The organism is Bradyrhizobium sp. MI1.7, from assembly GCF_055811795.1.
Window position 1 is genome coordinate 1 of sequence record NZ_JBVVPO010000009.1, and the last position, 26,483, is coordinate 26,483.

24 protein-coding genes and 1 tRNA gene are annotated in these 26,483 nt (G+C 63.2%); 17 read left to right on the top strand and 8 right to left on the bottom strand.

What is annotated here, in order from left to right:
- Positions 1 to 110: 110 nt before the first annotated feature.
- Positions 111 to 1,286 (bottom strand): tRNA epoxyqueuosine(34) reductase QueG, encoded by a 1,176-nt coding sequence (queG, locus tag AC0L3X_RS11365; protein WP_063980221.1) that lies wholly within the window; start codon positions 1,284 to 1,286, stop codon positions 111 to 113.
- A complete protein-coding gene (locus AC0L3X_RS11370) occupies positions 1,235 to 1,927 on the bottom strand; it encodes a glutathione S-transferase family protein (RefSeq protein WP_063980220.1) in 693 nt (230 codons plus the stop codon). Before AC0L3X_RS11370 ends, queG begins: the two co-directional genes overlap by 52 nt.
- Positions 1,928 to 2,096: 169 nt before the next feature.
- Here AC0L3X_RS11370 and AC0L3X_RS11375 point away from each other — a divergent pair, with 169 nt between their 5' ends.
- The 3 genes from AC0L3X_RS11375 to AC0L3X_RS11385 all read left to right on the top strand — a co-directional run bounded on the left by AC0L3X_RS11375 (position 2,097) and on the right by AC0L3X_RS11385 (position 5,072).
- Positions 2,097 to 2,903: an undecaprenyl-diphosphate phosphatase gene (locus AC0L3X_RS11375; RefSeq protein WP_063980219.1), complete on the top strand. Its 807-nt coding sequence runs from the start codon at positions 2,097 to 2,099 to the stop codon at positions 2,901 to 2,903.
- 99 nt (positions 2,904 to 3,002) lie between these two features.
- Complete coding sequence (locus tag AC0L3X_RS11380) at positions 3,003 to 4,328, top strand: FAD-binding oxidoreductase (RefSeq protein ID WP_063980218.1); 1,326 nt, start codon at positions 3,003 to 3,005, stop codon at positions 4,326 to 4,328.
- A gap of 3 nt (positions 4,329 to 4,331) precedes the next feature.
- Positions 4,332 to 5,072: an SDR family oxidoreductase gene (locus AC0L3X_RS11385; protein ID WP_063980217.1), complete on the top strand. Its 741-nt coding sequence runs from the start codon at positions 4,332 to 4,334 to the stop codon at positions 5,070 to 5,072.
- Between the two features lie 126 nt (positions 5,073 to 5,198).
- On the opposite strand, the gene AC0L3X_RS11390 is transcribed toward AC0L3X_RS11385, so the two are convergent.
- Positions 5,199 to 6,164, bottom strand: coding sequence for a complex I NDUFA9 subunit family protein (locus AC0L3X_RS11390; protein ID WP_063985966.1), 966 nt, complete (start codon positions 6,162 to 6,164; stop codon positions 5,199 to 5,201).
- Between the two features lie 163 nt (positions 6,165 to 6,327).
- Between AC0L3X_RS11390 and AC0L3X_RS11395 the strand changes: the two genes are divergently transcribed.
- Positions 6,328 to 6,414 (top strand) — tRNA-Leu (locus tag AC0L3X_RS11395).
- Between the two features lie 130 nt (positions 6,415 to 6,544).
- Here the strand turns inward: AC0L3X_RS11395 and AC0L3X_RS11400 are convergent.
- Together AC0L3X_RS11400 and AC0L3X_RS11405 are read right to left on the bottom strand one after the other, a co-directional pair.
- The gene (locus AC0L3X_RS11400) at positions 6,545 to 7,414 is read right to left on the bottom strand and encodes a PepSY-associated TM helix domain-containing protein (RefSeq protein WP_473316404.1); all 870 of its coding nucleotides are present in this window, start codon (positions 7,412 to 7,414) and stop codon (positions 6,545 to 6,547) included.
- The gene (locus AC0L3X_RS11405; protein WP_473316418.1) at positions 7,300 to 7,674 is read right to left on the bottom strand and encodes a PepSY domain-containing protein; all 375 of its coding nucleotides are present in this window, start codon (positions 7,672 to 7,674) and stop codon (positions 7,300 to 7,302) included. Before AC0L3X_RS11405 ends, AC0L3X_RS11400 begins: the two co-directional genes overlap by 115 nt.
- A 631-nt stretch (positions 7,675 to 8,305) precedes the next feature.
- Here AC0L3X_RS11405 and AC0L3X_RS11410 point away from each other — a divergent pair.
- The 4 genes from AC0L3X_RS11410 (at position 8,306) to AC0L3X_RS11425 (ending at position 15,764) form a co-directional block, all read left to right on the top strand.
- Entirely contained in the window at positions 8,306 to 10,345 is a 2,040-nt protein-coding gene (locus AC0L3X_RS11410; RefSeq protein ID WP_199877119.1) for a TonB-dependent receptor, read from the top strand.
- An 800-nt stretch (positions 10,346 to 11,145) separates the two neighbouring features.
- A complete protein-coding gene (locus tag AC0L3X_RS11415) occupies positions 11,146 to 14,100 on the top strand; it encodes a formate dehydrogenase subunit alpha (protein ID WP_354131697.1) in 2,955 nt (984 codons plus the stop codon).
- Positions 14,101 to 14,112: 12 nt separating this feature from the next.
- Positions 14,113 to 14,715, top strand: coding sequence for a formate dehydrogenase FDH3 subunit beta (fdh3B, locus tag AC0L3X_RS11420; protein WP_063980201.1), 603 nt, complete (start codon positions 14,113 to 14,115; stop codon positions 14,713 to 14,715).
- A 50-nt stretch (positions 14,716 to 14,765) separates the two neighbouring features.
- On the top strand, positions 14,766 to 15,764 hold the full coding sequence (locus AC0L3X_RS11425) for a formate dehydrogenase subunit gamma (protein ID WP_063980200.1): 999 nt from the start codon (positions 14,766 to 14,768) through the stop codon (positions 15,762 to 15,764).
- A 35-nt stretch (positions 15,765 to 15,799) separates the two neighbouring features.
- Here AC0L3X_RS11425 and AC0L3X_RS11430 read toward each other — a convergent pair whose 3' ends face one another.
- Positions 15,800 to 17,785, bottom strand: coding sequence for a 4Fe-4S binding protein (locus AC0L3X_RS11430; protein WP_063980199.1), 1,986 nt, complete (start codon positions 17,783 to 17,785; stop codon positions 15,800 to 15,802).
- 247 nt (positions 17,786 to 18,032) lie between these two features.
- Between AC0L3X_RS11430 and AC0L3X_RS11435 the strand changes: the two genes are divergently transcribed.
- The 5 genes from AC0L3X_RS11435 to AC0L3X_RS11455 all read left to right on the top strand — a co-directional run bounded on the left by AC0L3X_RS11435 (position 18,033) and on the right by AC0L3X_RS11455 (position 20,264).
- On the top strand, positions 18,033 to 18,494 hold the full coding sequence (locus AC0L3X_RS11435; RefSeq protein ID WP_063980198.1) for a DUF3305 domain-containing protein: 462 nt from the start codon (positions 18,033 to 18,035) through the stop codon (positions 18,492 to 18,494).
- 20 nt (positions 18,495 to 18,514) lie between these two features.
- Positions 18,515 to 19,150, top strand: coding sequence for a DUF3306 domain-containing protein (locus AC0L3X_RS11440; RefSeq protein WP_063980197.1), 636 nt, complete (start codon positions 18,515 to 18,517; stop codon positions 19,148 to 19,150).
- Positions 19,151 to 19,186: 36 nt separating this feature from the next.
- Positions 19,187 to 19,798: a TorD/DmsD family molecular chaperone gene (locus tag AC0L3X_RS11445; RefSeq protein WP_245328513.1), complete on the top strand. Its 612-nt coding sequence runs from the start codon at positions 19,187 to 19,189 to the stop codon at positions 19,796 to 19,798.
- 74 nt (positions 19,799 to 19,872) lie between these two features.
- The gene (locus AC0L3X_RS11450) at positions 19,873 to 19,998 is read left to right on the top strand and encodes a hypothetical protein (RefSeq protein WP_256376444.1); all 126 of its coding nucleotides are present in this window, start codon (positions 19,873 to 19,875) and stop codon (positions 19,996 to 19,998) included.
- A 56-nt stretch (positions 19,999 to 20,054) separates the two neighbouring features.
- Positions 20,055 to 20,264, top strand: a complete 210-nt coding sequence (locus AC0L3X_RS11455; protein WP_063980195.1) for a hypothetical protein — start codon at positions 20,055 to 20,057, stop codon at positions 20,262 to 20,264.
- Positions 20,265 to 20,296: 32 nt separating this feature from the next.
- Here AC0L3X_RS11455 and AC0L3X_RS11460 read toward each other — a convergent pair whose 3' ends face one another.
- Positions 20,297 to 21,466 (bottom strand): GAF domain-containing sensor histidine kinase, encoded by a 1,170-nt coding sequence (locus tag AC0L3X_RS11460; protein ID WP_063980194.1) that lies wholly within the window; start codon positions 21,464 to 21,466, stop codon positions 20,297 to 20,299.
- A 130-nt stretch (positions 21,467 to 21,596) separates the two neighbouring features.
- On the opposite strand from AC0L3X_RS11460, the gene AC0L3X_RS11465 reads away from it, so the two are divergent.
- A complete protein-coding gene (locus AC0L3X_RS11465) occupies positions 21,597 to 21,953 on the top strand; it encodes a response regulator (protein WP_231143738.1) in 357 nt (118 codons plus the stop codon).
- Positions 21,954 to 21,975: 22 nt separating this feature from the next.
- On the opposite strand, the gene AC0L3X_RS11470 is transcribed toward AC0L3X_RS11465, so the two are convergent.
- On the bottom strand, positions 21,976 to 23,247 hold the full coding sequence (locus AC0L3X_RS11470; protein WP_283017896.1) for an MFS transporter: 1,272 nt from the start codon (positions 23,245 to 23,247) through the stop codon (positions 21,976 to 21,978).
- Positions 23,248 to 23,547: 300 nt separating this feature from the next.
- On the opposite strand from AC0L3X_RS11470, the gene AC0L3X_RS11475 reads away from it, so the two are divergent.
- From AC0L3X_RS11475 to lptC, 3 genes are all read left to right on the top strand, one after another.
- Complete coding sequence (locus AC0L3X_RS11475) at positions 23,548 to 24,873, top strand: UbiA family prenyltransferase (RefSeq protein WP_084794909.1); 1,326 nt, start codon at positions 23,548 to 23,550, stop codon at positions 24,871 to 24,873.
- A gap of 117 nt (positions 24,874 to 24,990) precedes the next feature.
- Entirely contained in the window at positions 24,991 to 25,605 is a 615-nt protein-coding gene (locus AC0L3X_RS11480) for a ribonuclease D (RefSeq protein WP_018323452.1), read from the top strand.
- A 146-nt stretch (positions 25,606 to 25,751) separates the two neighbouring features.
- A complete protein-coding gene (lptC, locus tag AC0L3X_RS11485; RefSeq protein ID WP_063985962.1) occupies positions 25,752 to 26,483 on the top strand; it encodes an LPS export ABC transporter periplasmic protein LptC in 732 nt (243 codons plus the stop codon).

The following is a 26,483-nucleotide window of genomic DNA, read 5'->3' on the forward strand; positions in this document are numbered from 1 at the left end:
GTGTTGCGACGACCGTTTGAATCCGCCCAGTACTCCGAGACGATTGTGGTTCAATCGAGAGGCCGCGGCGTACTGGATGCCCCGGTCAAGCCGGGGCATGACACCGAGAATTAGGAAGCGGCCTGCCACTCTTCACGCACGCTGTCGTCGTGCTCGTTGCTCGCCGTGGCAAACCTCATCGCCTCAAACTCTCCGCGCGACACCAGCTGCTCCAGCGCCCACACCGCAGCGCCACGCACCAAAGCGCTCTCATCGCCGAGCAATCGCCGCGCCTCCTCCGCCAGCATCGCCTCACCGGAGTTACCAATCGCGATCAGCACGTTCCGCAAAAACCGGTCGCGGCCGATGCGCTTCACCGGCGACTTCGTGAACAGCGCGCGAAACGATGCATCGTCGAGCCGTGCGAGTTCGGCGAGCGACGGCGCGCGCAATTCGTCGCGCGCGGCGAGCTTTGCCTCGCGTCCCTCCTGCGCGAACTTGTTCCAGGGACACGCTGCAAGGCAATCGTCGCAGCCATAGATGCGGTTGCCGATGGCCTTGCGAAACTCGCGCGGGATCGGTCCCTTGTTCTCGATGGTCAGATACGAGATGCAGCGCCGCGCATCGAGCTTGTAGGGCGCCGGAAACGCCGACGTCGGGCAGATGTCGAGGCACGCCTGGCATGAGCCGCAATGATCGATCTCGGCGTCGTCGCGCGGCAGCTCGAGCGTCGTGTAGATCGCGCCGAGGAATAGCCAGGAGCCGAACTCGCGCGAGACGAGATTGGTGTGCTTGCCCTGCCAGCCCAGATGCGCGGCTTGCGCCAACGGCTTCTCCATCACCGCCGCGGTGTCGACGAACACCTTTACGTCCGATGGCGCGGTCGCGACCAGCCAGCGCGCCAGCGCCTTCAGGCGCTTCTTGATGAGATCGTGGTAGTCGTCGCCCTGCGCATAGACCGAGATCGCCGCGCGCGTGCGCTGCTGCAGGATCGCGAGCGGATCCTGGTCGGGCCCGTAATTGACGCCGAGCATGATGACGCTGCGCACGTCCTGCCATAGCCCGCGTGGATCGACGCGGCGCTCGGGGTGTGCTGCAAGCCAGTCCATGTCGCCATGGCCGCCCGAGGCGATGAATTCGAGAAAATGCTTTCCGGCGTTTTCGATCGTGCCGGATGCGGTGATGCCGATGCAGTCGAAGCCGAGCGCGCGTGCCTCGTTTGCAAGCGCCGCCTTCAATTCGGTCGGATCCGAGTTCAGAAGTCGAGGTCCACGTAGGTCCGCGATGCCGGCACGCCCGCCAGCCATTCGCTCAGCAGCGGACGGAACGACGGGCGGGATTTCACCCGCGCGTACCACGCCTTTGCTGCGTCGTCCTCGCTCCATGGCACGTCGCCCAGATAGTCGATCGCCGAGAGATGCGCCGCGGCGGCGAGGTCCGCGTAGGTGAGCCGGTCGCCGGCGAGGAAGTTCCGCGTCTGCGCCAGCCAGCCGATATAGGCCAGATGATAGCGCACGTTGGCCTTGGCGGCTCGCATCACGTCGGCCGAGGGTGCGCCGCCGCCGTTCTCCTCGCTCATGAAGCGCTTGTAGATGCGCTCGGTGACCAGAGGATGCGAGACCTCCTCGAAGAATTTTTCGTTGAACCAGGCCATCAGCCGGCGCACCTCGACGCGCTCGGCGACCGTTTCCGGCATCAGGCGCTTCGGTCCCATGTCGGCGCCGTAGGCCTCATCGACATATTCGGCGATGATCGCGGCGCCCGGTATGGGCGATTGTTCCTTGTCCACCAGGACGGGCGTGGTGCCGGCCGCATTGAGCAGCAGAAATGCCTCGCGCCGCTCCCAGCTGCGTTCTTCGACCAGCCGCAATTCGAGCCCGTATTCTCCCGCGATCAGGCGGATGAAACGCGAATGCGGGCAGAACGGATGATGAAACAGCGTAAACATGAAGCCTTTGACTATTTGATGGTGATTAAGAATCCATCAATGTTTGTGCGGCGCCACACTAGTCCTTCAAAACCGCGAGGCAAGGGCGTGACGTCGCATTTTGCGATTGCGAGAGCAGGACGAATAGGCGAGAAGAGCCCCGCTTTTCCAGCGGAAATGGACCGTAAATATGTCAGACGCAATACGGGCAGTGATCCTCGGCATCATCGAGGGTGTGACCGAGTTCCTTCCCGTGTCCTCGACCGGCCACCTTCTGCTCGCGGAGCGCTTCTTCCATCTCGGCGAAGGCGCCTTCTGGGATTCGTTTACCGTTCTGATCCAGCTTGGTGCGATCCTCGCGATCGTCGTGCTGTACTTCAAGAAATTGTGGGACGTCGCGATCGGTATGTTCACCGGCGACGCCTATGCGCGCCGCTTCGTGATCGGCGTGCTGGTGGCGTTCCTGCCCGCGGTCATCGTCGGTCTCGTCGCCGGCAAATACATCAAGAGCCTGCTGTTCAATCCGTGGGTCGTGTGCTTCTCGCTGATCGTCGGCGGCGCCATCCTGCTGTGGGTCGATCGGCTCGATCTCAAGGCGCGCGAGCATGACGCCACCCGCTTTCCGCTGCTGATGTATCTCTATATCGGCATCGCGCAGTGCATCGCGATGATCCCGGGCGTGTCGCGCTCCGGCGCCAGCATCGTCGCCGCGATGTTTCTGGGCGCCGACAAGCGCGCGGCGGCGGAGTTCTCGTTCTTCCTCGCCATCCCCACCATGATCGGCGCGTTCGCCTACGATTTCTACAAGAACCGCTCCGAGATGACGATGGACCACATGGGCATCGTCGCGATCGGTTTCGTGGTGTCGTTCATCACCGCGATCATCGTCGTGAAGACTTTCTTGAGCTACGTCACCCGCCACGGCTTCGCGGTGTTTGCCTGGTGGCGCGTGATCGTCGGCACGCTCGGCCTGATCGCGCTGGCGCTCGGCCGTTAACCCCTCGAAAACTCACTGACGCGCCTCAACGCAATATAAGCTTTTGATCGGTAGGCAGTTTCCAGAGCAGGGCGGCGCGCCCGGCACAGGAGCTGAACTATGACCCTCGTCAGCGGCTGGGGGCGTTTCCCGGTCGTCGATAGCGAGCTGCTGCGGCCGCGGTCGTTCGAGGCCGTGGGCGAAGCCGTGGTGACGGGCTCCGTGGCCAGGGGCAACGGCCGCGCCTATGGCGATGCCGCGATCGGCGCCGCAAGGACCATCGCGATGACGGGGTTCGACCGGGTCCGGTCGTTCGATCCCGTGACCGGACGCATCCGGCTCGAAGCCGGCGTGCTGCTGTCGGACCTGATCGACACTTTTGGCCCGCGCGGCTTCCTGCCCTTCGTCGTGCCGGGTACGCGCTTCGTCTCGGTTGGCGGCGCCATTGCCGCCGATGTCCACGGCAAGAACCATCATTGTGAGGGTGGTTTCGGCCGCTATGTCGACAGCATCCTGCTGCGCACCGGGCAGGGCGAGACCATCGAGGCCTCGCGCGAACAGAATTCCGATGCCTTCTTCGCGACCGTCGGCGGAATGGGCCTCACCGGGGTGATCCTCGAGGCGACGATGCGGCTACGACCGGTCGAAACGGGGTGGATCCGCGAGCGGGTGATCTCCGCATCCGATCTCGATGCCGCGATGCGCGCGCTCGATGCGGGCGATTCCGCGACCTATTCGGTGGCCTGGATCGATTGTGCCGCACGCGGCAGCGATCTCGGCCGCTCGCTGATCTATCTCGGCGAGCACGCAAGGACGGGCGAGATTGCCGACGGCGCCGGTGCATTTCCCGCCGGCAAAAATCCCGGCCTCGCGGTGCCCGTCGACCTGCCGTCGATGACGCTGAACCGCTACAGCATCCGCGCCTTCAACGAGCTCTACTACCGCATGGGCGCGCGGCGCGCCGGCGCCAGCCATGTGGTCTCGCTCTATCCGTATTTCTTCCCGCTCGACAGCATCAGTGACTGGAACCGCATCTACGGCCGGCGCGGTTTTCTCCAGCATCAATGCGTGATCCCGGAGCTGGGCGCCCGCGCCGTGCTCGGCGAGATCCTCGATCGCGTCGCCCGGCGCGGCGATGCCTCCTTCCTCGCGGTGCTCAAGAAACTCGGCCAGGGCGACGGCATCCTGTCGTTCCCACTGCCCGGCTACACGCTGGCGCTGGATTTCCCGGTGAAGGGCGACATCCTGAATTTCCTCGACGAGATCGACCGCCTGGTCGTCGCCGCCGGCGGCCGGCTTTATCTGGCCAAGGATGCACGCCAGTCGCGCGCCACGTTCGAAGCTGGCTATCCGGCCTTGCGGCGCTTCAACGCAATCCGCAAATCGCTCGATCCCGCCGGGACCATCCGCTCAAAACTTTCACAACGCCTGTTCGATGAGGTTTAAGCCGTGACGTCACGCAAGTCCGCAATTGTGCTCGGTGGCTCCTCCGATATCGGCCGCGCCGCCGCGCGCGCCTTTGCCAAGGCCGGATACGATGTCGCCCTCGCGGGCCGTGACGTCGCCGCACTCGAGCCTGACGCCGCCGATCTGCGCGCGCGCTACAATGTCGAGGTTGGCCTCCACACATTCGATGTGCTCGATACCGCTTCGTTCGAGGGTTTTGTGAGCGGCCTTCCTGCGTTGCCTGATGTCGTTGTCTCGATCGTCGGCCTACTGGGCGTGCAGCAAAATGCCGAGAGCGATCTCGCGCACGCCACCACGATCATGCGCTCGAACTACGAGGGCCCGTCGCTGATCCTCGGCCTGTTCGCAGAGAAATTTTTGGCGCGCGGCAGTGGTACGCTCGTCGGCGTCTCGTCCGTCGCCGGCGATCGCGGCCGTGCCTCCAATTATGTCTACGGATCGGCCAAGGCAGGCTTCTCCGCCTTCCTGTCGGGCCTGCGCGCCCGCGCCAGCCGCGACGGCGTCCATGTCGTCACCGTAAAACCCGGCTTCGTCCGCACGAAAATGACGGAAGGCATGAAGCTGATCGGCCCGCTCACCGTCGAGGCGCCGGTCGTCGGCGATGCGATCCTCAACGCCGTCGAGAAGAAGACCGACGTCGTCTATGTCAGCGGCAAATGGCGTCTCGTGATGCTGATCATCAAGACGCTGCCGGAAGCGGTGTTCAAGAAGCTGAAGTTTTGAGGCGGTTGCGACCCACACCACAGTCTCGTCACGCCCGGCCTTGTGCCGGGCATCCACGTTCTTGGTGGCCGCGGTGAGAAAGACGTGGATGGCCGGGTCAAGCCCGGCCATGACGCTGCGGAAACCTCAAACGCTCATTCGCTGGAACTGCCCGGCCGCGCGAAAACGCCAGAGATATTGCGGGGCGATGGCCTCCAGCGAATCCGCGGCAATGCCGAGGCCTTCCAGCGTCAGCCCCGCCGCCTTGGCCGCCTCCGACACGACATTGTCGTGCTCGAGCAGCGTAACCTGGTCCGGCGTAAGCTTCAGCGCACCCGGCGCGAATTGCAGGAAGTTGGCCTGGAAGCGAGCAAGGCCGAACGACAGCGGGACCAGCGCCCGCTTGCGGTCGGTGATGGCCAAAATGGCCTCGATGATCTCGCGCATGGTCAGCACTTCCGGCCCGCCGAGCTCGTAGGTCGCGCCCGCCTTGGCCTTGCCGTCGACGGCATCCGCGATCGCGGTGGCGACGTCGCCGACATAGACCGGCTGCATCCTGGTCTCGGCGCCGATCAGCGGCAGCACCGGCGACATCCGCGCCAGCGCGGCAAAACGGTTGGTGAACTGGTCCTCGGGGCCGAACATCACGGAGGGACGGAAGATGGTGGCCGAGGGCACCGCGGCCAGCACAGCCGCTTCGCCGGCCGCCTTGGCCTTGGCATAGCGCGAGGGCGATTCCGCATCGGCGCCGATCGCGGAGACATGCACCAGGCGTGCCCCGGCGGCGGCCGCCGCCTTGGCGACGGTCTCGGCGCCCCTGGCCTGGACGGCGTCGAAGCTCTGCGCGCCGCCCTCGGTGAGGATGCCGACCAGATTGATCACGACATGCGAATCACGCAGCGCCGCCTCGACCGAGGCCGGATAGCGCAGATTCGCCTGCACGGTGTGGACCTGCCCGACCTTGCCGGACGGCTGGAGGTACCCGGCCAGTTCCGGCCGCCGCACCGCGACGCGGACCCGGTAGTCCCGCCGGCACAGCGCGCGGACGACATTCCGGCCCAAAAACCCCGATCCGCCGAAAACCGTGACGAGAGTTTCCAGATTCGATGCCATGGGATCCATTCCTGGGGTCCATTCCTGCGGAAAGAGTGCGTGTTATCAGGCTTGTATCGGGCCGGTTTGCGATGCGCAATCCGCATCCCCGCGCAGGTGCCAAGCAGCATTTGACAACCGCGTCACCGAACCGTAGTAACCGCCTCCGTGCCCCAAACGGCATGCCCAGGTGGTGGAATTGGTAGACGCGCTGGCTTCAGGTGCCAGTGGCTTAACGGCCGTGAAGGTTCGAGTCCTTTCCTGGGCACCATACAATTCTGGAAAATGAGCAATTCCAGTTAGTTGAGCCCCATCTGCGTGCTTGGACGGCTCCCTTGGCCACGGGTGGTTTGGCTCCTTGGCTTGCAAGAATGCGCTCGCCGTGTCGGCACCGGCGCTTCCTATTTCGCAGAGCGTTTGCGCTGGATGCGACCGCCCGGTTTGCTGGCCCACAAATACAAACCGCTCACCAGCACCATGATCGTCACGATGTCGAAAAACGCCCAGACGAGCTTGGGCGCCAGGCCGGGAAACGTCGTCGGAAAATGCAACGGCTCGGCGATCAGCAGCGCCTTCGTGACACCCGTCGGCTCGAATACATCAGACACGCCACCGGTATGGGCGTCGATGAGCACCGCGTAGAAGAGCTCCTGTGTCATCATTTGTCCGTCCTTCATCAGAACCACGTAGTGGTTGGACGGACTGATCTCAGCGTTCGGGAACAACAACGACATCACTCGCGCTGCTGGCACCTTGCCGCGGGCAGCAGCGATCGCAGCTTCGATTGACCCAGGCCGATCGACTTCTTCCATACGCCCTGCCTGTGTCATGACGACCCGCCGCCGAATCTCGTCGGACATGGCTGTCCTTACCGAAGTGGAAACGGGGCCATGCAGGGTGTTGATTGCTCCGGTCGTGGCAACGAGGAGCAGCCATGCCATCGTAATGATGCCCGTCAGATTGTGCAGGTCGAGCCACAATAGTTTTCGGCTCTTGTTCGTGCGAACCGTGCCAAATCCAAATCGGCGGACGAATGGCGGATAGAGTATCAAGCCCGAGACGACAGAGGCGATGACGACGAGTGCCGTGCCGGCAAGGAACAAGCCGCCGGGCAGCCCCAGATACAAATCCGCGTGCAGCGTGTGCAGGAATTGCATCACGGGACTACGCCGTTGCGGCATCGTTGTGAGCTGACCGGTGCGAAGGTCGATCGCCTCGCGGTGTATCCGAGTGGGTCCGGCATCCGGGGTTGGCGCCGAGCGCGTATCCACGATCGGCCACGCTTTGCAAATTCGAGTGAGATCATCGTATCGCCGGGGTGTCGCGCCAGCGCTGCCGAGACGATGGAATCAAGCGTTGGCGCGCCCTTGCTTTCCGGGACTTCGGCCAACATTCCCGATGAACCAAACGCCTCGTCGATCTCCTTTTGGAATATCAGCGGCAAGCCCGTCAGGGAGAGGATCAGCAGGAACAGCGTCGAGATGATGCTCGTCCAGCGGTGGATGCCGGCCCACGTCCGCAGCGATCGCATGTTGGGTCGCTTCCGCGCGGCGGTACGCGACGCATTTACCAGTAGCGATGTCATGTCGGGTCTTGAGTCCCCAGCAATTGCGCGTCTGTGACAATTGACCGCGGTGGTTTCGCGCGGTCTGCCTCATGGCTCGTCGCGATCACATCCGGCGCGTTGCGGTCTTACGAATTTTTTCGAATCGTGCGTTCGGGCGGCAGCAAAAGGCTTTCGCGCTTACCAACAATCGATGCGATGTGAAATCGAAACGTAGAGCGGCGCGCCAGGATCACCTGGAAGCTTAGACGCCTTCTAGTTGGCATGGATTTTCCCGAATGCTTAGTCGCTCTCGTCCCAAGCGATTCGTGTCTGGGACGGGGCATCAAGAAGAAAAGACTCCGGGGACTGCATGCTTAACGACGTGACCTTCTCGCGCGCATTCGGGCTTGCGTGCGTGTCAGTGTTTTTGACCACGACCTCATCCGTCGCACAGCAATCGGGCCGCCAACAATCGGCGACGTCCGGACAGTCACTCCCTCCCGTGACCGTCGTCGCGCCTGAGCAGCGAGCCTCTCCCGCGCGGCGACAGCGGTCATCCAATACATCGCGCGCTGCGACGACGCGGCGGGCAGAGCGACGTGAGAACGCGCCAGTGATGAGCGCGCCTGCCACGCTTGGAGCAAAACAGGCAGCGTTGCCGGTGCCGTATGTTGGAGGGCAAGTCGCAAGGGGCGGACAGGTCGGCCTCCTCGGCAACAGGGATTATATGGAAACGCCATATAGCCTCACGAGCTACACTGAAAAGACCATCCGCGATCAGCAGGCGACCAGTGTCGCCGAGGTCCTGACCAATTCCGATTCGTCGGTACGGGCGGCGATCGGTAGCAGCAATCGCTATGACGCGCTGACCATTCGCGGCTTCCGGGTCGAGAACAGCGAGATCGCGCTGAATGGGCTGTACGGCCTCGTGCCGGCTTACCGGATCAACCCTGCGCCGATCGAGCGCATCGAGCTGCTCAAGGGACCCGGGGCGTTCCTCAATGGCATGGCTCCGTCCGGCAGCATCGGCGGCAGCGTCAATGTCGTGACCAAACGGGCAAACGAGGACCTGACGCGTCTGACTGCCGGCTACATCTCGAATGCGCGGTTTGGCACGGAGATCGACGTGGCGCGCCGTTACGGCGAGCAGCGGGAATGGGGCGTTCGTTTCAACGGCGGGATCGATGGCGGCAATACGACGATCGACCGTCAGTCGGTACGCGACGGAGTCGGTTCGCTTGGCGTTGACTATCGGGGCGAGCGCTTCAGGTGGTCCGCCGATGTCATCTATCAGGACGACTGGATGAAAGCGGCAGCTCGCGGCTACACGCCCGTCACTGGCATCGCGGTGCCGAACGCTCCGGACCCCCGCATCAACCTCGCCCAGCCGTTCGACTATGCCCGCGCGAAGAGCCTCACCGGGCTTACGCGCGCCGAATATGATGTGTCGAATAATGTCACCGTGTTCGGCGCAATCGGCGCCAACCAATTCACCTTCGACAAGCAGGAAGCCCCCGGCGCCACCATTCTAAACACGGCAGGCGATGCCCTCTCGACCTCTCGCTTCCAGACCGGCAAAAACGACGGCGTATCGGGCGAAGCCGGCGTGCGGGCGCGTTTCGACACAGGTCCGGTCGGTCATGAGGTCGTTGTCAGCGGCAGTGCCTTGAACCGCACTGACTGGCTCGGTCAGACCAATTACGGAAACTATCTTACCAACATCTACACGCCGAACCTGCTGGCGAGTCCGGGCACCCCGCTGTCTTCATTCCCTGAGGGGAAGTCGGCCTTCCTTGGTCTGAGAAGTGTCGGCGTCGCCGATACGCTCTCGATGATGAACGGGATGCTTCAGGTGATCGTCGGAGCGCGACAGCAGCAGGTTATCGCGAACAGCTATGCCCCCGTGAGCGGCCTGGAAGCGACCCACTACGATCAGAGCGCCACGTCGCCTTCCGTGGCGCTGGTGGTTCGGCCGATCAAGGAGCTGTCCTTCTACGCCAACTACATCGAAGGCCTCACGCCTGGACCAACGCCGCCGTCCGGCGCCGCCAACACCAATGCGGTGTTCGCGCCCTTCAAGACAAAGCAGTATGAAGTCGGAACCAAGCTTGATCTCGGAGGCTTCGGCGCGAGCCTCGCGGCATTCCAGATCAGCCTGCCGAGCGGCGCGACCGATCCGGTTACCAGGATCTTCAGTCTCGATGGTGAGCAAAGGAACCGGGGCATCGAGTTCAATACGTTCGGTGAAGTCGGGCCCGGGATCCGCGTCCTGGGAGGGGTGACTTACCTCGACGCGCGGCTGACAAAGACTGAAGGGCACCTCCATGATGGCAACCGTGCCATCGGCGCTCCGGAATGGCAGAGCAATCTCGGTGTCGAGTGGGACACTCCGTTCCTGCCCGGGCTGACTACGACGGCGCGTACCATCTACACCAGCCAGGCCTATGTCAGTGCTGACAACATCCAAAGTGTTCCGGCCTGGATGACGTTCGACATTGGTGCACGTTACGCAACCCAACTGGCGGGACGACCCACCACGTTCCGTGCTTCTCTCACCAACCTCTTCGACAAACGCTATTGGATCGGCAATCCGACCGGTTATGTGATCAGCGGCATGCCGCGTACGTTGTGGTTATCAATGACGGTTGACTTCTGACGCTGCCAGAGAGGCGCATCGTCCTGCGCCAAGCGCGTCACCGAACCATGGTAACCGCCTCCGTGCCCCAAACGGCGCGCAGGTGGGTGGAATTGGTAGACGCTCTGGCTTCAGGTGCCTTCGCGGCCGTGAAGGTTCGAGTCCTTTCCGGGGCGCCAGCTTTTTCTGGATACCCAGCATTTCCAGATAGATAAATCGCATCCTTGTGTTGCGTGATCTCAAACGCGCAACGAAGGGGCGCGGCCCCGCCGACCCGACGCGGATTTCCGCGATCGCTCACGATGTCGACGTATCATTCGTATCGATCGCGAGTCCGTCACTCGCGACGCGTGTGACGTCACCCGTCCGGCAATCATCTGCTCGATGTTTCGGCGTTTCCAATTCGCACGACAATCTGCGGAGCCGAACGGCTGATAACAATGATGTTGACGGCGATTGACCGCTTGTTGCGGTAACACGAGCAGCAAAGCTGCGTGCACGGCTGCTCCTGCAGATTATGCAACGCAGGTCTGTGATTGATGTCCGGCGCAAAACTCGGATAGCCTTCGGGAAGGCCTGACCCCGACAGGGAGTGTGCTTCGTTGAAGAATGATCAAGCGCCAAAGCTTCTTCGACGTGACTTGCTTCGGCTGACGATTGTCGGTGCCGGTGCGTTGGGTGCCGGCCAATTGTTGCCGGCAGCGGCTTCCGCAAAGCCCGTTGATCTCGATCAGAAGCGGAAGGCTCGCTATCGACCTGACTCCCGGGAAGTCAGGAATTTCTACCGCGTCAACAGCTATCCCGCTCGATAGGAGACTTCCGTGCTGATCAGGAAGTCCGAACGTCGTCCGGAGCGTGCCAGGCTTTTCGATGCGGCGGCCGACGAAGCATCGGCGAAACTGGACCGGCGGACGTTCCTGAAGCGCTCGGGAGTCACGGCTGGCGCGTTGGCCGCGGTGGGTGAGATCGCGCTGCACAGCGTGCGCAAGGCCGAAGCCGGTCCGCCGCCACCCGTCGGCGCAACGGTCACGACCCGCAAGAACGTCTGCACGCACTGCTCGGTCGGTTGCTCGGTGATCGCCAAGGTCGCCAACGGCGTATGGATCGGGCAGGAGCCCGACTACGACAGTCCGATTAATCGCGGCTCGCATTGCTGCAAGGGTGCGGCAGTTCGCGACGACGTGTTGAACGAACGACGCCTGCGTTACCCCGTAAAGCTCGTCAACGGACAGTGGACGCGCATCTCCTGGGAGACGGCGATCGACGAGATCGGCGACAAGCTGCTGGATATCCGCCAGAAGGCGGGGCCCGACTCGGTCTATTGGCTTGGCTCCGCCAAGTTCACCAACGAGGCCGCTTATCTCAATCGCAAGCTTGCGGCGTTTTGGGGCACCAATAATTCCGATCATCAGGCGCGGATCTGCCACTCCACGACGGTCACCGGTGTAGCCAATACCTGGGGCTACGGCGCGATGACCAACAGCTACAACGACATCCGCAACGCCAAGACCATCCTGCTGATGGGTGGCAATCCGGCCGAGGCCCATCCGGTTTCGCTGCAGCACATTCTTGAAGGCAAGGAGCTCAACCGCGCCAACATGATCGTGGTCGATCCCCGGATGACGCGGACCGCTGCGCACGCGACCGAATATGTCCGGGTTCGCCCCGGCACGCATATCGCCACGATCTACGGCATGCTGTGGCACATTTTCGAGAATGGCTGGGAGGACAAGGAATTCCTCGCTCAGCGCGTCTATGGCCTGGATGAGGTCCGGAAGCAGGTTGCGAAGTGGCCGCCCAAGGAGGTCGAGCGCGTGACCGGCCTGCCGGAGGCGCAGGTCAAGCACGTCGCCGAACTGTTCGCCAAACAGAAGCCGTCCACCCTGATCTGGGCGATGGGGCAGACCCAGTTCACCACCGGCACCGCCAATGTCCGCGCCAGCTGCCTGTTGCTGCTCGCCACCGGCAACATGGGGCTGCCCGGCGCAGGCGCCAACATTTTCCGCGGCCACACCAACGTGCAGGGTGCAACCGATCTCGGTCTCGATGTCACCTCGCTGCCGCTGTACTACGGTCTTGCCGAGGAGGCCTGGCGGCATTGGTGCCGGGTATGGGAGGTCGACTACGACTGGATGAAGTCGCGCTTCCCCGACAAGAAGCTGATGGAAACGCCTGGCATTCCCAGCACGCGCTGGTTCGACGCAACCCTGCTCCCGAAGAATCAGATCAGCCAGCCCAATCCGGTGCAGGCCATGTTCATCATGGGCCATGGCGTCAACACCATCACGCGGATGCCGGAAGCGGTGAAGGGCATCGAGAAGCTGGAGTTGCTGGTGGTCTGCGATCCCTATCCGACCGCATGGTCGGTGCTGTCGGAGCGCAAGAACGGCACTTACCTCCTGCCGGCCTGCACGAGCTTCGAGATGGAAGGTTCGCGCACCAACTCCAACCGCTCCCTGCAATGGGGCGAAAAGATCGTCGATCCGGTCTTCGAATCGAAGAACGACTACGACACCATGTACCTGTTCGCCCGCAAATTCGGATTTGCCGACCTGATGTTCAAGAACATCAAGGTCGAGAACGGCGCGGTCTCGGCGGAGGACATCCTGCGCGAGATCAACCGCGGCGGCTGGTCGACGGGCTATTGCGGCCAGTCGCCGGAGCGGCTCAAGGCCCACATGAGAAACCAGCATAAGTTCGACCTGGTGACGCTGCGGGCGCCGAAGGATGATCCGGAGGTTGGTGGAGATTATTACGGCCTGCCATGGCCGTGCTGGGGCACGCCCGAGTACAGGCATCCGGGCACGCCGATCCTCTACAATACCAACCTTCCGGTGAAGGAGGGCGGCGGTACCTTCCGCGCGCGGTTCGGAGTCGAGCGCGTCGTGAAGCGCAAGGTGATGGAGAACGGGCAGGAGGTGGAGCGGGAAGATCACGATAATCTTCTTGCCGAAGGCTCGTACTCCGTTGGTTCGGAGATCAAGGACGGTTATCCCGAGTTCACCCTTGGCGTGCTGAAGAAACTCGGCTGGGACAAGGACCTCACGACGCAAGAACGCGACGTGATCGAGCGCATCAATCCGGCCGATCCCGACAAGGTGTCATGGTCGACCGATCTTTCCGGCGGCATCCAGCGGGTCGCGATCGAACACGGGTGTTCGCCTTACGGAAACGCCAAGGCACGCATGATTGCGTGGAATCTTCCCGATCCGGTTCCGGTGCATCGCGAGCCGATCTACACGCCGCGTCCCGACCTCGTCGCCGACTATCCGACCTTGCCGGACGCGAAGCAATTCCGCGTGCCCAATATCGGCTTCTCCGTGCAGAAGGCGGCCGTCGATCGCGCGATCTCGAAGCAGTTCCCGCTGATCCTGAGCTCGGGCCGTCTGGTTGAATACGAAGGCGGTGGCGAGGAAACGCGGTCCAACAGATGGCTCGCCGAACTGAAGCAGCACATGTACGTCGAGATCAACCCGGCGGACGCAGCCGAGCGCGGCATCGTCGATGGCGGCTGGGTTTGGGTGACCGGTGCAGAGAACAGCTCGCGGGCCCGGATGAAGGCGCAGGTGACTGAACGCGTCGGCAAGGGCGTTGCCTGGATGCCGTTCCATTTCGCCGGCTGGTACGAGGGAACCGACCTTCGGGCGAAATATCCAACGGGGGCCGATCCCATCGTGCTCGGCGAGAGCAACAACACGCTGACGACCTATGGCTATGATCCTGCCACCGGCATGCAGGAGCCGAAAGCCACGCTGTGTCAGATCAGGGCCGCATGAGAGGTTAGACCAATGGCACGCATGAAATTCCTGTGCGATGCGGACCGTTGCATCGACTGCAATGCCTGTGTGACCGCCTGCAAGAACGAGAACGAAGTGCCTTGGGGCATCAATCGGCGGCGCGTCGTCACGATCAATGACGGCAAGCCCGGCGAGCGGTCGGTGTCGATGGCCTGCATGCACTGTACCGATGCGCCTTGCGCGTCGGTGTGTCCGGTCAAGTGCATCTATCCGACCGAAGACGGTATCGTCCTGCACGACAAGGATCTGTGCATCGGCTGCGGCTATTGCTTCTACGCCTGCCCGTTCGGAGCGCCGCAATATCCCCAGGTCGGGAATTTCGGCTCGCGCGGCAAGATGGACAAGTGCACCTATTGCGCGGGCGGCGGCGGTCCGGAGGCACCGGGCAGCGCTGAAGAATATGCGAAATACGGCTCGAACCGGTTCGGCGAAGGCAAGCTGCCGTTGTGCGCCGAGATGTGCTCGACCAAATCACTGCTCGCAGGCGATGGCGACATCATCGCCCAGATCTACGAGGAGCGCGTCGAGAAGCGCGGCTATGGTTCCGGAGCCTGGGGCTGGACAACCGCCTATCACGAGGACGTCAAGTCGTAAGGGGACCTGCGTTTACCGCGACGATTAGGGACGAAGATTGGGTATCCGTCATGACGGCTTTCGCACGCATTCGCTTCGTAGCGCTGTTGTTGATGCTGTTCGGTCTCACGACAGCCCCGGTGCTCGCCCAGAAGCTCGGTCCCGACGGGGCGCCCAATCCGACCGCCAGTGTGGCCAATCAGAAGACGCTTCTCGAGCAGGCGCCGCGCATCCAGGGCCGGATCGACATTCCAGATGTCAAAGCCAGCGTGCTGATGCAGCCGGCGGGACGGACCTGGGATTATTTCCACGAGGTCCTGCTGCACTGGGGTGGGGCGGTGGTGATCGTCGGCATGCTTGCCGTGCTCGCGCTTGCCTATCTGATCATGGGCCGGCTTCGCATCGAAGCGGGGCGCTCCGGCCAGAAGATTGTCCGCTTCAAGGCTTTCGAGCGGTTCGCGCATTGGCTGACAGCGGTTTCGTTCGTGCTGCTCGGATTGACCGGCCTGAACATCACCTTCGGCAAGGTCCTGCTGCGGCCGCTGGTCGGCCCGGATCTGTTCTCCGACATCTCCCAGGTCGCCAAGTACGTGCACAATTTCACGAGCTTCGCCTTCGTGGCGGGCCTCGTTCTGATCACGGTGCTTTTCTTCAGGGACAATCTGTTCAAGCGAGTCGATATTGACTGGGTCAAGCAGGGTGGCGGCTTCATCAAGTCGAAGCATGCGCCTGCAGGCCGCTTCAATCTCGGTGAGAAAATGGTCTATTGGCTGTCGGTCGCGGCCGGCCTCCTGGTCTCCGCATCGGGATTCGTGCTGCTGTTTCCCTTCTACGGCACTAACATTGCCGACATGCAGATCGCCCAGGTCGCCCACGCCGTCATCGCGATCCTTTTCATCGCGCTGATCCTGGGACACATCTATATCGGCACGCTCGGCATGGAAGGCGCATTCGAAGCCATGGGTACCGGCGAGGTCGATATCAATTGGGCGAGAGAGCATCACGACCGCTGGCTCGCCGAAAAGCTCGAAGCGGAAGGCCGGCAACCCTCGGCCACGCCGGCTGAATAGCGCGATGGCGCTCGGACCAACCTGAACCGGGCAATTCAGTTGGAGCGGCCGTCCGGGTCTCGCTTCCCGTCCCGGTCACGCAGGTAATCGTCGGTGGTGCGGACGGTCGGGCTCTGCGCGCCATAAGATTCAAAACCTTGTTCGGCGACGAAGCCGACGCGGCAGTCGCCGCACATCTTGACGGCGTCGAGCCGCTGCGCCGAGCCCGAATACATCCAGTGCTGGCCTTCGAGCTTCGCGACCACACGCTCGATGCTGCTCTTGACGCCGAACGGCTTGCCGCAGCGGATACAGCAAAACGGCTCCTCTTCCTTGAGAACCCGGGTTGGCGCGCGGCTGGCGCGGAAGTCGATCTGCGGAACCAGGGTGATGACGTTTTCCGGGCACGTCGTCCGGCACAGGCCGCACTGGACGCAGGAGTCTTCGACAAAACGCAATGCCGGGCGCTCGGGGTCGTCGCGCAGGGCACTCGTCGGACAGACCGACACGCAGGACAGGCAAAGCGTGCAGCCGGCAGCATCGATCTCGACGGCCCCGAACGGCGCGCCTTCGGGCAACGGAACGACATCGACGGGTGCAGGCGCCGCGCGGTGCAGTTCGGCCAGCGCAAAACGCAGCACGTCGCGCTTGCCGCCCACGGCGCGGAAGCTCGCAGGGCGCGGAGTGGGGGCGTCGGCCGGCGCGGTACGGAGCGCTTCGATCAGACCGTCCGGATCGTCGGTCGCGATGACGGAAAGCCGGGCCGGGCCGAAGCCGAGTCCGGCAAGGATCGGATCGGCGAGCGCGATCGTCCGCGTCAATCCGGAGACGTCGTGGCGCGGCTTGGCCCGTAGCAGGAAATGCACCGCCGACACGCCATAGGCAAAAGCCGCGATGATGCTCTCCAACCCGATTTGCGTGACCTCGTTGACCGCGAACGGCAGCACGTTCGCGGGCAAGCCGTCGCCGAACCGCGACAGCGCGTCGATCAGCGGCGCGCCGTTGCTTTCGTCATGGACGAGGACAACGGCCCGCTCGCCGCCCGCCTGACGGTATGCGAGCAGCATGGCACGCAGCTTTCTGACCAGCGCGTCTTCCGCCGGCAGCGCATAGGACGCGGCGCCGGTGGGACAGGCCGTCGCGCATTGGCCGCAGCCCGCGCAGATGTTGGCGTCGATCGCCACATGGTTGCCGGCAGGTGTGATCGCGCCGGCCGGACAGGAATCGAGACAGCGGGTGCAGCCGGTCCGCTTCGAGCGCGAATGTGCGCAAAGCCCGGCGTCGAAGGTGATGTAGCGCGGCTTCTCGAAGGTCCCGACGAGGTCGCGCGCTTTCAGCACGGCCTGGAGGATTGCTGCGGGACTGCCGGGATCCGCGCGCAGATAGCCGTCGCGCAAGTCGGCAGGAACCAGCGCAGGCCCGCCGGTCAAGTCGAGGACGATGTCGCAGCTCGAACGGGCGTTGTTGCGTGACGAGCCGAACGTCAGGGCGCGACGTGAGGACGGTGCGGCTTCGGCGAAATCGTCGACCACCACATCGAACGCGCCCAGATGTCCTTTGACACTCGTTATCCGGCCTTTGGCAATCGGATAGTCGGCGCTACGTGGCGGTGCGATCGCGGCTGGTGGCGCAATCAGCACGGTGACGTCGAGATGTTCCTTCAGCAAGTCGCCAGCCTCGATCGCGGCCTCGTCGCGGCCGTAGATCAGGATGACCCCGCTGCTTTCCAACTGGACCATCGGCGCGGGTGCGGCGACTTCGGCCGCGGCGGCCAGCAGCGCGGCCATCTTCGGTCCCGCGCGGTCGGCATCGCCGGACCATCCGGCGGTCTCGCGGATGTTGGCAAACTGTATCGAATTCGCACGATTATTTTCGGAAGCAACCTGCGAAAACAACGCCGCCTGCTGCGTGCAGGCCACCGTGAGCGGACCATCTTCGGCGGCGACAGCCTTGAATCGGCCGAGTTCGGCGCCGCAGAGCTGCGTCGCTGCCGTCACTTCACCGCGGCAGCCGCGGCGAATTGCATCTGCATCGAGCGGCATCGTCCCTTCGCACGAGCAGATCAGGTGGCGCCTGCCGGTATCAGATATGACGGTCACAATATCTCGCGGCTCCCAAAATAGAGCGGCCACCTACTGGCCCGTTCACCCCCGAAGTATATACTCCGCGTATCGGAAAAGACGACGCCCGTATCATGAGCGCACGATTATCGCTCTCGCCGGGCGCGAGCGCAGCTTCGCAGGATTGGCTTCGGAAGCGGGAACCACATCTCGATCTCGAGAGGGCACATTGATATCGACAAGTCTTGCACGCATTGCTGTCGGTGTCGCAATCGAGCGGCGCAAGGCGAAGAGTGCGTGGGCCGATTTTCTGTGGCGGCCCGTCTCGGTATTCGCGGGAGAGCCGACTGCGAAGCCGTGGACTCCGATTGGTGGCGAAGGCGAGGTCACGTTGTTCTACGCCGGTGATGCCGTGATCGAGCTGCACCGGACCGAAACCACCAACTATCGCGAAAATCTCACGTCAGGCTCGCCCACGCTGTGGGTCAATTTGCGTCCGACCGGCTCCGAGCCGCCCTACGAGCTGCTCGCGGTCACGGCCGATCCGGCGGAGGGCGAGGCGTTTACCGATGCAGGCAGCAATCTGGTCGAAGCCGTGCCGATGCCACCAGGCATCTCCGAGATCGTCGGCCGGTTCATCGCCGAGCATCATGTCGAACGACCATTCGTCAAACGGCAGCGCAATCGTTAGCAGCGGCATGAGAGAGATCGATGTCAGAGACTAACGTCTTCGTTCGCTGGGCGCGGCTCAAGCAAGCCTCGAAAAGCCAAAACGCTGAACTTGCCCCGGCCGACAAAGAGCAGGCTGCCGAGCCGTCCGTAGCGAATGACGAGACAGACCGGCCTTTCGATCTCGCCAGTTTGCCGTCGATCGAATCGATCACCGCTCACACCGACATTGCGGCGTTCCTGCAGACGGGCGTTCCGGCCGAACTGACGCGCCTGGCATTGCGCCGTGCCTGGGCGGCCGACCCTGCGATCCGCGACTTCATCGGGATTGCGGAGAACCAGTGGGATTTCAACGATCCCAACGCAATTCCAGGATTTGGCCCGCTCGATCCGGCGGACAACGTCGCCGATCTCGTTGCGCAGATGTCGAAGGGGCTGGAGCAGGTGGGTGACGCGCTTGCGGACGTGCCGCCGCCAACCGAGCTCATTCCGCAAGGGCGGCCCGATGCCGAACAGCCCATTCTCGAACCGACGATAGTGGCAGCTCAATCGCTGCCCGATGATGCCACGGCACGACCGGACCAGGACCGGAATGAGAGCATGCAGTCCGTCAGTCCTGCTGCCGGAGAGCCGCCCTCCCAGCGAGCACGACGTCATGGCAGCGCATTGCCCCGCTAGCAACCGGCAGGATCATATGTCTTGCGCGATCGAACAATGATGGATCCAACTTCAACAATCGCTTCAGTGCGTATCGTCGATGAATTCGACCTCGCCCGGGCGCAGGAATATGCCCTGTTGGCGACGTTGCTGACGCGCAGCCCGGACGCGCAGCTGCTGCGCCGGATCTCTGCATTGCACAGCGATGCGAGTGCGATGGGCAAGGCGCACATGGCGCTGGCGGATGCAGCGCGCCGGACCAATGAGCAGGCCGCATCGAGCGAGTTCTTCGCCCTCTTTGCAGGGTTGGGCAAGGGGGCGCTGCTGCCTTATGCGTCACACTACCTGTCCGATACCCTGTATGGCCGTCCACTCGCGCGGTTGCGGGAAACTCTCGAGGGTCTCGGCCTCGAAGCGGCTCCGGAACGTACGGAGCCCGAAGATCACGCGGGATTTCTCTGTGAGATCATGGCAGGCTTCGCCGGCGGGAGCATTCCAGCGCCAGCGGATGCCGAGCGCATTTTCTTTGATCAGCATGTTTCACGCTGGATGAGGCGCTTTTTCGTTGATCTCGAGCGGGCCAGTTCGGCGGACTTCTATGCGGCGGTCGGCGCGCTCGGACGGACGTTCATCGATATCGAGGCGGAGGCCTTCGCACTTCCAGGTTGAACACAGCGTTTTGTACGGCCGCTGCACAAATCCGTTTGGAAGCGTGCTAGGTTGCAGGGGTAGGGATCAACAGAATGCGCGTTTTCATAATTGCCTGTCTGTTCGCCGCCGTCGTCGCACTTGGTGCCGCCGGCATCCTTGATCATTTCGTGCAGGAGTCCGCCACAACGGCGTTCGCTGAGTCGAGCGCCCGCGTTTAGCGGTCATTATTGTTTGTTAAGCTTTCTGTTCTCCACATAGACGTGGGAGACGCCATATGCGCCGGTCGCTGATCGCTTGTTTCGTCGTTGCAGCTCTGATCGCCGCTTCTGCCCTGATCTTCAGGACGCAACCTCGCTCGATAGAGCTATCCGCAGCGGCCATGCCGCCCTTGGTCGAGCTGCACGCCATGGCGGGCGTCCATCAGCTCCCGGATCAGGAGATCGATGATCAGTCGCTCATTTTCCCGGCCAGCGTAAAGCAATAACCTGGCTCCAGACGATCTTGCTCCCGGCCCGCTTAGATCGGCATCTCGAAAGAGAAGGTCGTTTCGCGTCCGGTCGATATCGCACTCAATTTGCCGCCATGGGCCTGGGCGATTTGCGAAGCGATGTAAAGACCAAGTCCCAGACCCTGCTGACTGGGCCGGTCGCCTCGCGTGTATGGCTTGAAGAGGTTTGCCAGCGCCTTTTCGGAGATTGGCGGGCCTTCGTTGGACACCGTCAGATCGAACGTTCCGTCCAAGGTTCTGGCTACGACGTGGATCGGCCTACTCTGGTCACCGTACGTAATTGCATTCCCGAGCAGGTTCGAGAAAAGTTGGCCCATCTTGCTCCGATCGCAGCTGATGGGCTCTTCGATTTGGACCGATGAACTGATCGTCACGGTCGGCCAAGCCGTCCTGAACTCCGCGATGATTTGCTCCAGCACCGGCGCCAAAGGCAGCGTCGCATCTCGCTTGATCGTAAGGCCTCCGCCAAGTCGGCCTCGCGCGAAGTCCATGACGTTTTCGACGATGCCGGCCATGCGATAGACGGCTTTTTGAACGCCGAGCGCGATTTCGGGCGCCCGCCCGGTGTCGAGGTTCTTCAGCAGCACGCGCATGCCTGCATCGACGGCTGCGAGGGGATTACGAAGATCGTGCCCCAATACGCCGATGAACTGCTCGCGAAGCTCTGCCGTTTTTCGCTCGTCGATGAGATCGGCCTGACTCCGCTCCAGACGTTGATTGAGTTCGAGCTGTGCAGCGATCAGTTCGGCCAACAGCTGAAACGTGTCGAGGATTTCAGGCGTACGAAGTTGTCGAGGCGTGGGGTCGATGGCGCACAATGTTCCCCAGACGGCTCCGTCGATCAGGACGATGGGAGCTGAGATGTAGCTGCGAAATCCATACATGGCCGGTGTCGGATGATTGCAGAAGTCGCTGTCCGTCTGCACATCGTTGATGACGACCGTGTTGCCGTGCTGCCGGATCTCGTTGCAGATGGTCGTCTCGACACGCAGTTCTCCGCCCGGCTCAAGGCCAAAGGCGATGCTGTCCCGAACGGCGCAGCAAATCCATTGATCTGAAGTTACGCGCGCTATGGCGACGAAGCCCATGCCCGTTATGCGTGCGGCCAAATCCAGAACTTTGGGAACTGCCCCAATCTGCTGGACGGCATCCACGTCCGCCTTGATGTCAATTGCCATGGTGAACCCTAACGCCCTGCTCTAACAAACGCGATCCTTTGCAAGACGTTCTGTGGAACAAAGAAGCCGTTCAAACCTTATGCTCGGTTATGCCGGAGCATAAGTGTCCAATCTCAGCCAGCATAGGGACGTGATCCTCATCGTGGAAGATGACTTCCTCATCCGCGTGAACGCGGCTGACATGGTGCGGGATATGGGCTTCGATGTCTTCGAGGCGGCCGACGCGGACGAGGCTGTCAATCTGCTGGAGACGGAACCGGCGATCACCGTCGTCTTTACCGACATCCAGATGCCGGGCTCGATGGATGGCCTTCGGCTGGCGGCGGTGATCAGAGACCGATGGCCGCCCGTGCGGCTCCTCATTACGTCCGGCCAACTCAGCCCGGCAGCGGATGACATCCCACTCGGGGCGAGGTTCATCCCCAAGCCGTATCTTCCTGCGCAGCTTCACGACCAGCTTGAAAGGCTGGCCGGCGGGCGGGCATAGCGGGCTTTTTCAAGTCGAGCCCTCAGACCACCCGTCTCCCGGTCCGCTCTGCCACAGCCTTCTGCACAAAGTACATCGCGACCAGCGAGACGATTGCCGACGCGACCACGACGTAGCCGATCCGGTCGAAATGGAGCAGCGAACCATCCGGTTGTTGCGCGATGATGGCGGCGGCGAGGACCGAACCGAGCCCACCGGAGAGTTGCTGAAGCGACGCGCTGACCGCACTGAACGAGCCGCGCTGGCTGGGGTCGGGGATCGCCGACATCAGCGCCTGCGACGGGATCATGCGCGAGAAGATGCCGACGAACATCAGCACGTTGACGAGGATCGCGGTCGCGAGCGAGACGTGGCCGAGATGGGTGTAGATCAGCACCATGATGACAGACACCACGCTGCCGAAGACGAAGGTCGGGTACTTGCCGAACGCGTCGCTCGCCCTGCCGACCAGCGGTCCCGTGACGATGCTGAACAGGCCGGAGACGAGATAGATCGTCGGCAGATGCAGGATGTCGATGCCGAGATTATGCACGGTGAAGGCGCTGGAGAACGGCATCAGCATGTACCCGCCCGTCGCCAGCAACGTCGTGACGGCGAAGGCCAGCGTATAGCGCGGCTGTCCGATGGTCGCGATCAGATGGCGGAACGGGTTTCTGTCCTGCTTCAGTTTCAGATGCGCGTCGACCGGCTCCATCGCGAAGGCGATGACGGCGATCGCGACGATCGACAAGCCGACGATCGCAACGAAGCAGACATGCCAGTTCCAGTGATTGGCGAGAAACAGCCCCGCGGGAATGCCGAGCACCTGGCTCGCGGCGAACGCCGTCTGGACGAAGCCCATCACGCGGCCGCGCAGGTGCAGCGCGAACAAATCGGTGATGATGGCCAGCACGACCGAGCCGATCACGCCGCCGAACAATCCGGTCACGATCCTGCCGAGCAGCAGCACGTGGTAGGTCTGCGCGGCGGCACAGAGCAGGGTCCCGAGCGTGAAGCCGACATAGAAGAACAGCAGCAGGCGCTTGCGGTCGAAGCGATCGGCAAAGCCCGCGGCCAGGATCCCCGACAGTCCCGCGCTGAACGCGTAGGCCGACACCGCGACGCCGAATTGCCCGGCCGTGATGTCGAGCGCCGGCATCAGGATGGCGCCGAGCGGCGACATGATGATGAAATCGAGAATGATCGTGAACTGCGTGAACGCGAGCAGTGCGATCAGGAGCGCCTGGTAGCGCGTAAAGCCGCGCTGGCGTTCCTGTTGGTCGTCGATAGGCGCAGCGAGCGTCTGTTCGGTCATGACACCTGATTTCATTGTGGGCGGCGGGCGAGCGCGCGAAAACTCGCAGATGGGGTCGGCCGGGAGGATTTTCACGGGGCGCGCGGCAAAAGCCCCGCCGGAACATGAAGCTGGCGCCGGGTTGTGGGATCCATGCAACAGCAGGGTGCATGGCCTGGACCCGGCATCCCCCAGGGGCGCCGGCCCTTCTCCCCCCGGTTAAGTCGCCCTTAGCGAATGCCCCCTAGGCTCTCGGCCGTCCATTTCCCTGCTCCCCGGCCTCAGGGCCGGTCATGTTGCGGCAAGTCAGAGCGTTTTCGGATGGAGCAGCCTGCCTGGCACTACGATTCGGGCGTCCCCACACCGTCGGCGGTTCCCGCCGCGGCGCGGACGCTTGTCATCGATCTCGAAGGCGCCCTGCTCCGTTCCGAGCTGCTGCTGGAAGCGCTGTTCTCCAGCCCCGGCCGGATGCTGGCCCGCTTCGGCGCGGGTGGACGCCCGGGCATGGCGGCGCTCACGGATATCCTGGCGCAGGCCGAGCTCGACTACGCCCATCTGCCCTATGATGCCGACGTGCTGAACCAGGCCCTGGCGGCGCGGGCGCGGGGCGACAAGATTTATCTGGTGGCCGGCCGGTTTGCGCATCACGCGGCGGGCATTGCCGCGCATCTCGGGTTCGATGGCGTCGTTGCGCCGGCCGATCTCGCGGCGCCTGACCGGCTGCCGTTCGACCGCGCCTCCATGGAGCGCATCGAGACGCGCGGCAGCAGCCGTGCCAGCCTCAAAACCTGGGCGCAGGCGCTGCGCGTCTATCAATACGCCAAGAACACGCTGGTGTTCGTGCCGGCGATCACGGCGCATCAGATGAATCTTGCGACGCTCGGCTACGCGTTGCTGGCGTTCCTCGCGTTCTCGGCCTGCGCGTCGGGTGCCTACCTGATGAACGATCTGCTCGATCTCTCAGCCGACCGGCAGCATCCGACCAAGCGCCATCGCGCGCTGGCGGCAGGTCGACTGCCGATGTCCTCGGCGCTGCTTGCGATTCCCGCGCTGTGGCTGCTCGCGGTTGCCGCCAGCCTCTGCATCTCGCCTCTGTTCCTCGGCGTGCTCGGTGGCTATCTCGCCACCACGATCGCCTATTCGCTCGTGCTCAAGCGCAAGATGCTGGTCGACGTCGTGACACTCGCCGGCCTCTACACGCTACGCATCATCGCCGGCGCGGTCGGCGTCGGCGTGGTGCTGTCGGAATGGCTCTTGATCTTCTCGCTGTTCGTGTTCACCTCGCTGGCGCTGATCAAGCGCTTCAGCGAGCTCAGCATGCGCGAGAGCGCCGGCCTCGCCGATCCCTCCAACCGCGATTACAGGATCACCGACCTGCACATCATCGGCGCGATGGCGGCGGCGAGCGCCATGAACGCGGTGACCGTGTTCTCGCTCTACGTCTCCTCCTCCGCGGTGACGCCGCTCTACAGCCGTCCCTGGATGTTATGGCTGCTCAATCCGCTGCTGCTCTACTGGTTCGGCCGCGCCCTGATGATGGCGCATCGCCGCGAGATGCCCGACGACCCGATTCTCTACACTTTTCGCGATGGTGCCAGCCGCACGACGGTGGCGGCGATGATCTGCATCATGCTGGCGGCGATCTGACCGCGCCCCGGCGGGCACAGCTGCCGCTTGCGCGGCCCGCCGCCAGTGGCTACATCGCGGGCAACCCGATTAGCTTATGATGCCGACCGACCAATTCGATTGAGGTTTTGAAACGCCATGACCGTACGCCTGCATCGCGGCGACCTGCCCGACCTGTCCCGCTACACCGGAGCGGTGGCGATCGACACCGAGACCATGGGGCTGAACCCGCACCGCGACCGGCTCTGCGTGGTGCAGCTCTCGCCCGGCGACGGCAGCGCCGACGTGGTGCAGATCCCCAAGGGCCACACCGACGCGCCGAACCTGAAGGCCCTGCTGGCCAATCCTGCGATCACGAAGATCTTCCACTTCGCGCGGTTCGACGTCGCGGTGCTGTACCAGACGTTTGGCGTCATGACCGGCCCGATTTATTGCACCAAGATTGCCTCCCGCCTGACCCGCACCTACACCGACCGGCATGGCCTCAAGGACCTCGTGCGCGAGGTGCTCAATGTCGACCTCTCCAAGCAGCAGCAATCCAGCGACTGGGGTTCCGACAGCCTGACCGAGCCGCAGCTCGCCTACGCCGCCTCCGACGTGCTGCACCTTCATGCCCTGCGCGAGCGGCTCGACGCCATGCTGGTGCGGGAAGGCCGCACCGCGCTGGCAAAAGCCTGTTTCGACTTCCTGCCGACCCGCGCTCTGCTCGATCTCCAGGGCTGGGCGGAAGAGGACATTTTCGCGCATTCCTGAGGCCTCGGGCCGCTGTTAGCTTAGGGCTGCCGCCCCGTTTCGGACACTTTCGTGCGGCCTGTCGCAGGCTGCATATTCAGGCGGCGCCGGATACAATGGCGTGCGCCCGTCAACCGGACGAGACGAGCGACACCTCGGGAGCTCAGGTGAATTCGGCCCAGAATCCAACCTACGACGCCGCGCTTGCGGCGAAGTTTGCCAGCGCGGCGCGCCACAGCCGCCTGGTGCGGATTCTGCGCATCGCGGTGCCGGTGACGGTGGCTGCGTCCATGGCCGCGATCGTCGCCGTCTCGACTTTCCTCAATCCCTTCCAGATCCCCGTGAAGCTCGACTCCGGAAATCTCGTGGTGACGGGCACCAAGATCACGATGGAAACGCCGCATATGTCCGGCTTCACCCCGGACCAGCGGCCCTACGAGCTCTGGGCCAAGACCGCGACGCAGGACATCACCGACCCCGATCATGTCGATCTCAATGATTTGCGCGCAAAGGTGCTGATGGAAGACAAATCCACTTTGCTGCTCGATGCGCGCACCGGCCGCTTCGACAACAAGCAGCAGCAGCTCGACCTGCACAAGGATATCTTCCTGCGCACCTCGTCCGGCTATGAGGCGCGGCTGAACTCGGCCTTCGTCGACATGGGCAAGGGAACGGTCTCCTCGGATGAGCATGTCGACGTCAAGCTGACCAACGGAACGCTGACCGCCGACCGGCTGCGGATCACGGAAGGCGGCGACGTCATCCGCTTCGAGGGCAATGTGGTGATGCATCTGGACAAGCTGGACGATCCCGCTGCCGCCCAGCCTGCGCCGGCCGAGCAGCCCGCGCCGCCGGTGAAGACACGCACGCCTCAGAACAAGTCGGCCAATTCAAAGTGA

Coding starts and splice junctions, on each gene's coding strand:
- AC0L3X_RS11405 (WP_473316418.1), bottom strand. CDS start 7,674: ATGCGATCGCTGCGGACGTGGGCCGGCATCCACCGCTGGACGAGCATC.
- AC0L3X_RS11450 (WP_256376444.1), top strand. CDS start 19,873: ATGCGCGTTTTCATAATTGCCTGTCTGTTCGCCGCCGTCGTCGCACTT.
- queG (WP_063980221.1), bottom strand. CDS start 1,286: ATGGCTGGCGGGCGTGCCGGCATCGCGGACCTACGTGGACCTCGACTT.
- AC0L3X_RS11425 (WP_063980200.1), top strand. CDS start 14,766: ATGACGGCTTTCGCACGCATTCGCTTCGTAGCGCTGTTGTTGATGCTG.
- AC0L3X_RS11475 (WP_084794909.1), top strand. CDS start 23,548: ATGGAGCAGCCTGCCTGGCACTACGATTCGGGCGTCCCCACACCGTCG.
- AC0L3X_RS11380 (WP_063980218.1), top strand. CDS start 3,003: ATGACCCTCGTCAGCGGCTGGGGGCGTTTCCCGGTCGTCGATAGCGAG.
- AC0L3X_RS11470 (WP_283017896.1), bottom strand. CDS start 23,247: ATGACCGAACAGACGCTCGCTGCGCCTATCGACGACCAACAGGAACGC.
- AC0L3X_RS11455 (WP_063980195.1), top strand. CDS start 20,055: ATGCGCCGGTCGCTGATCGCTTGTTTCGTCGTTGCAGCTCTGATCGCC.
- AC0L3X_RS11480 (WP_018323452.1), top strand. CDS start 24,991: ATGACCGTACGCCTGCATCGCGGCGACCTGCCCGACCTGTCCCGCTAC.
- AC0L3X_RS11460 (WP_063980194.1), bottom strand. CDS start 21,466: ATGGCAATTGACATCAAGGCGGACGTGGATGCCGTCCAGCAGATTGGG.
- AC0L3X_RS11445 (WP_245328513.1), top strand. CDS start 19,187: ATGATGGATCCAACTTCAACAATCGCTTCAGTGCGTATCGTCGATGAA.
- AC0L3X_RS11370 (WP_063980220.1), bottom strand. CDS start 1,927: ATGTTTACGCTGTTTCATCATCCGTTCTGCCCGCATTCGCGTTTCATC.
- AC0L3X_RS11390 (WP_063985966.1), bottom strand. CDS start 6,164: ATGGCATCGAATCTGGAAACTCTCGTCACGGTTTTCGGCGGATCGGGG.
- AC0L3X_RS11440 (WP_063980197.1), top strand. CDS start 18,515: ATGTCAGAGACTAACGTCTTCGTTCGCTGGGCGCGGCTCAAGCAAGCC.
- AC0L3X_RS11375 (WP_063980219.1), top strand. CDS start 2,097: ATGTCAGACGCAATACGGGCAGTGATCCTCGGCATCATCGAGGGTGTG.
- fdh3B (WP_063980201.1), top strand. CDS start 14,113: ATGGCACGCATGAAATTCCTGTGCGATGCGGACCGTTGCATCGACTGC.
- AC0L3X_RS11410 (WP_199877119.1), top strand. CDS start 8,306: ATGAGCGCGCCTGCCACGCTTGGAGCAAAACAGGCAGCGTTGCCGGTG.
- AC0L3X_RS11430 (WP_063980199.1), bottom strand. CDS start 17,785: ATGCCGCTCGATGCAGATGCAATTCGCCGCGGCTGCCGCGGTGAAGTG.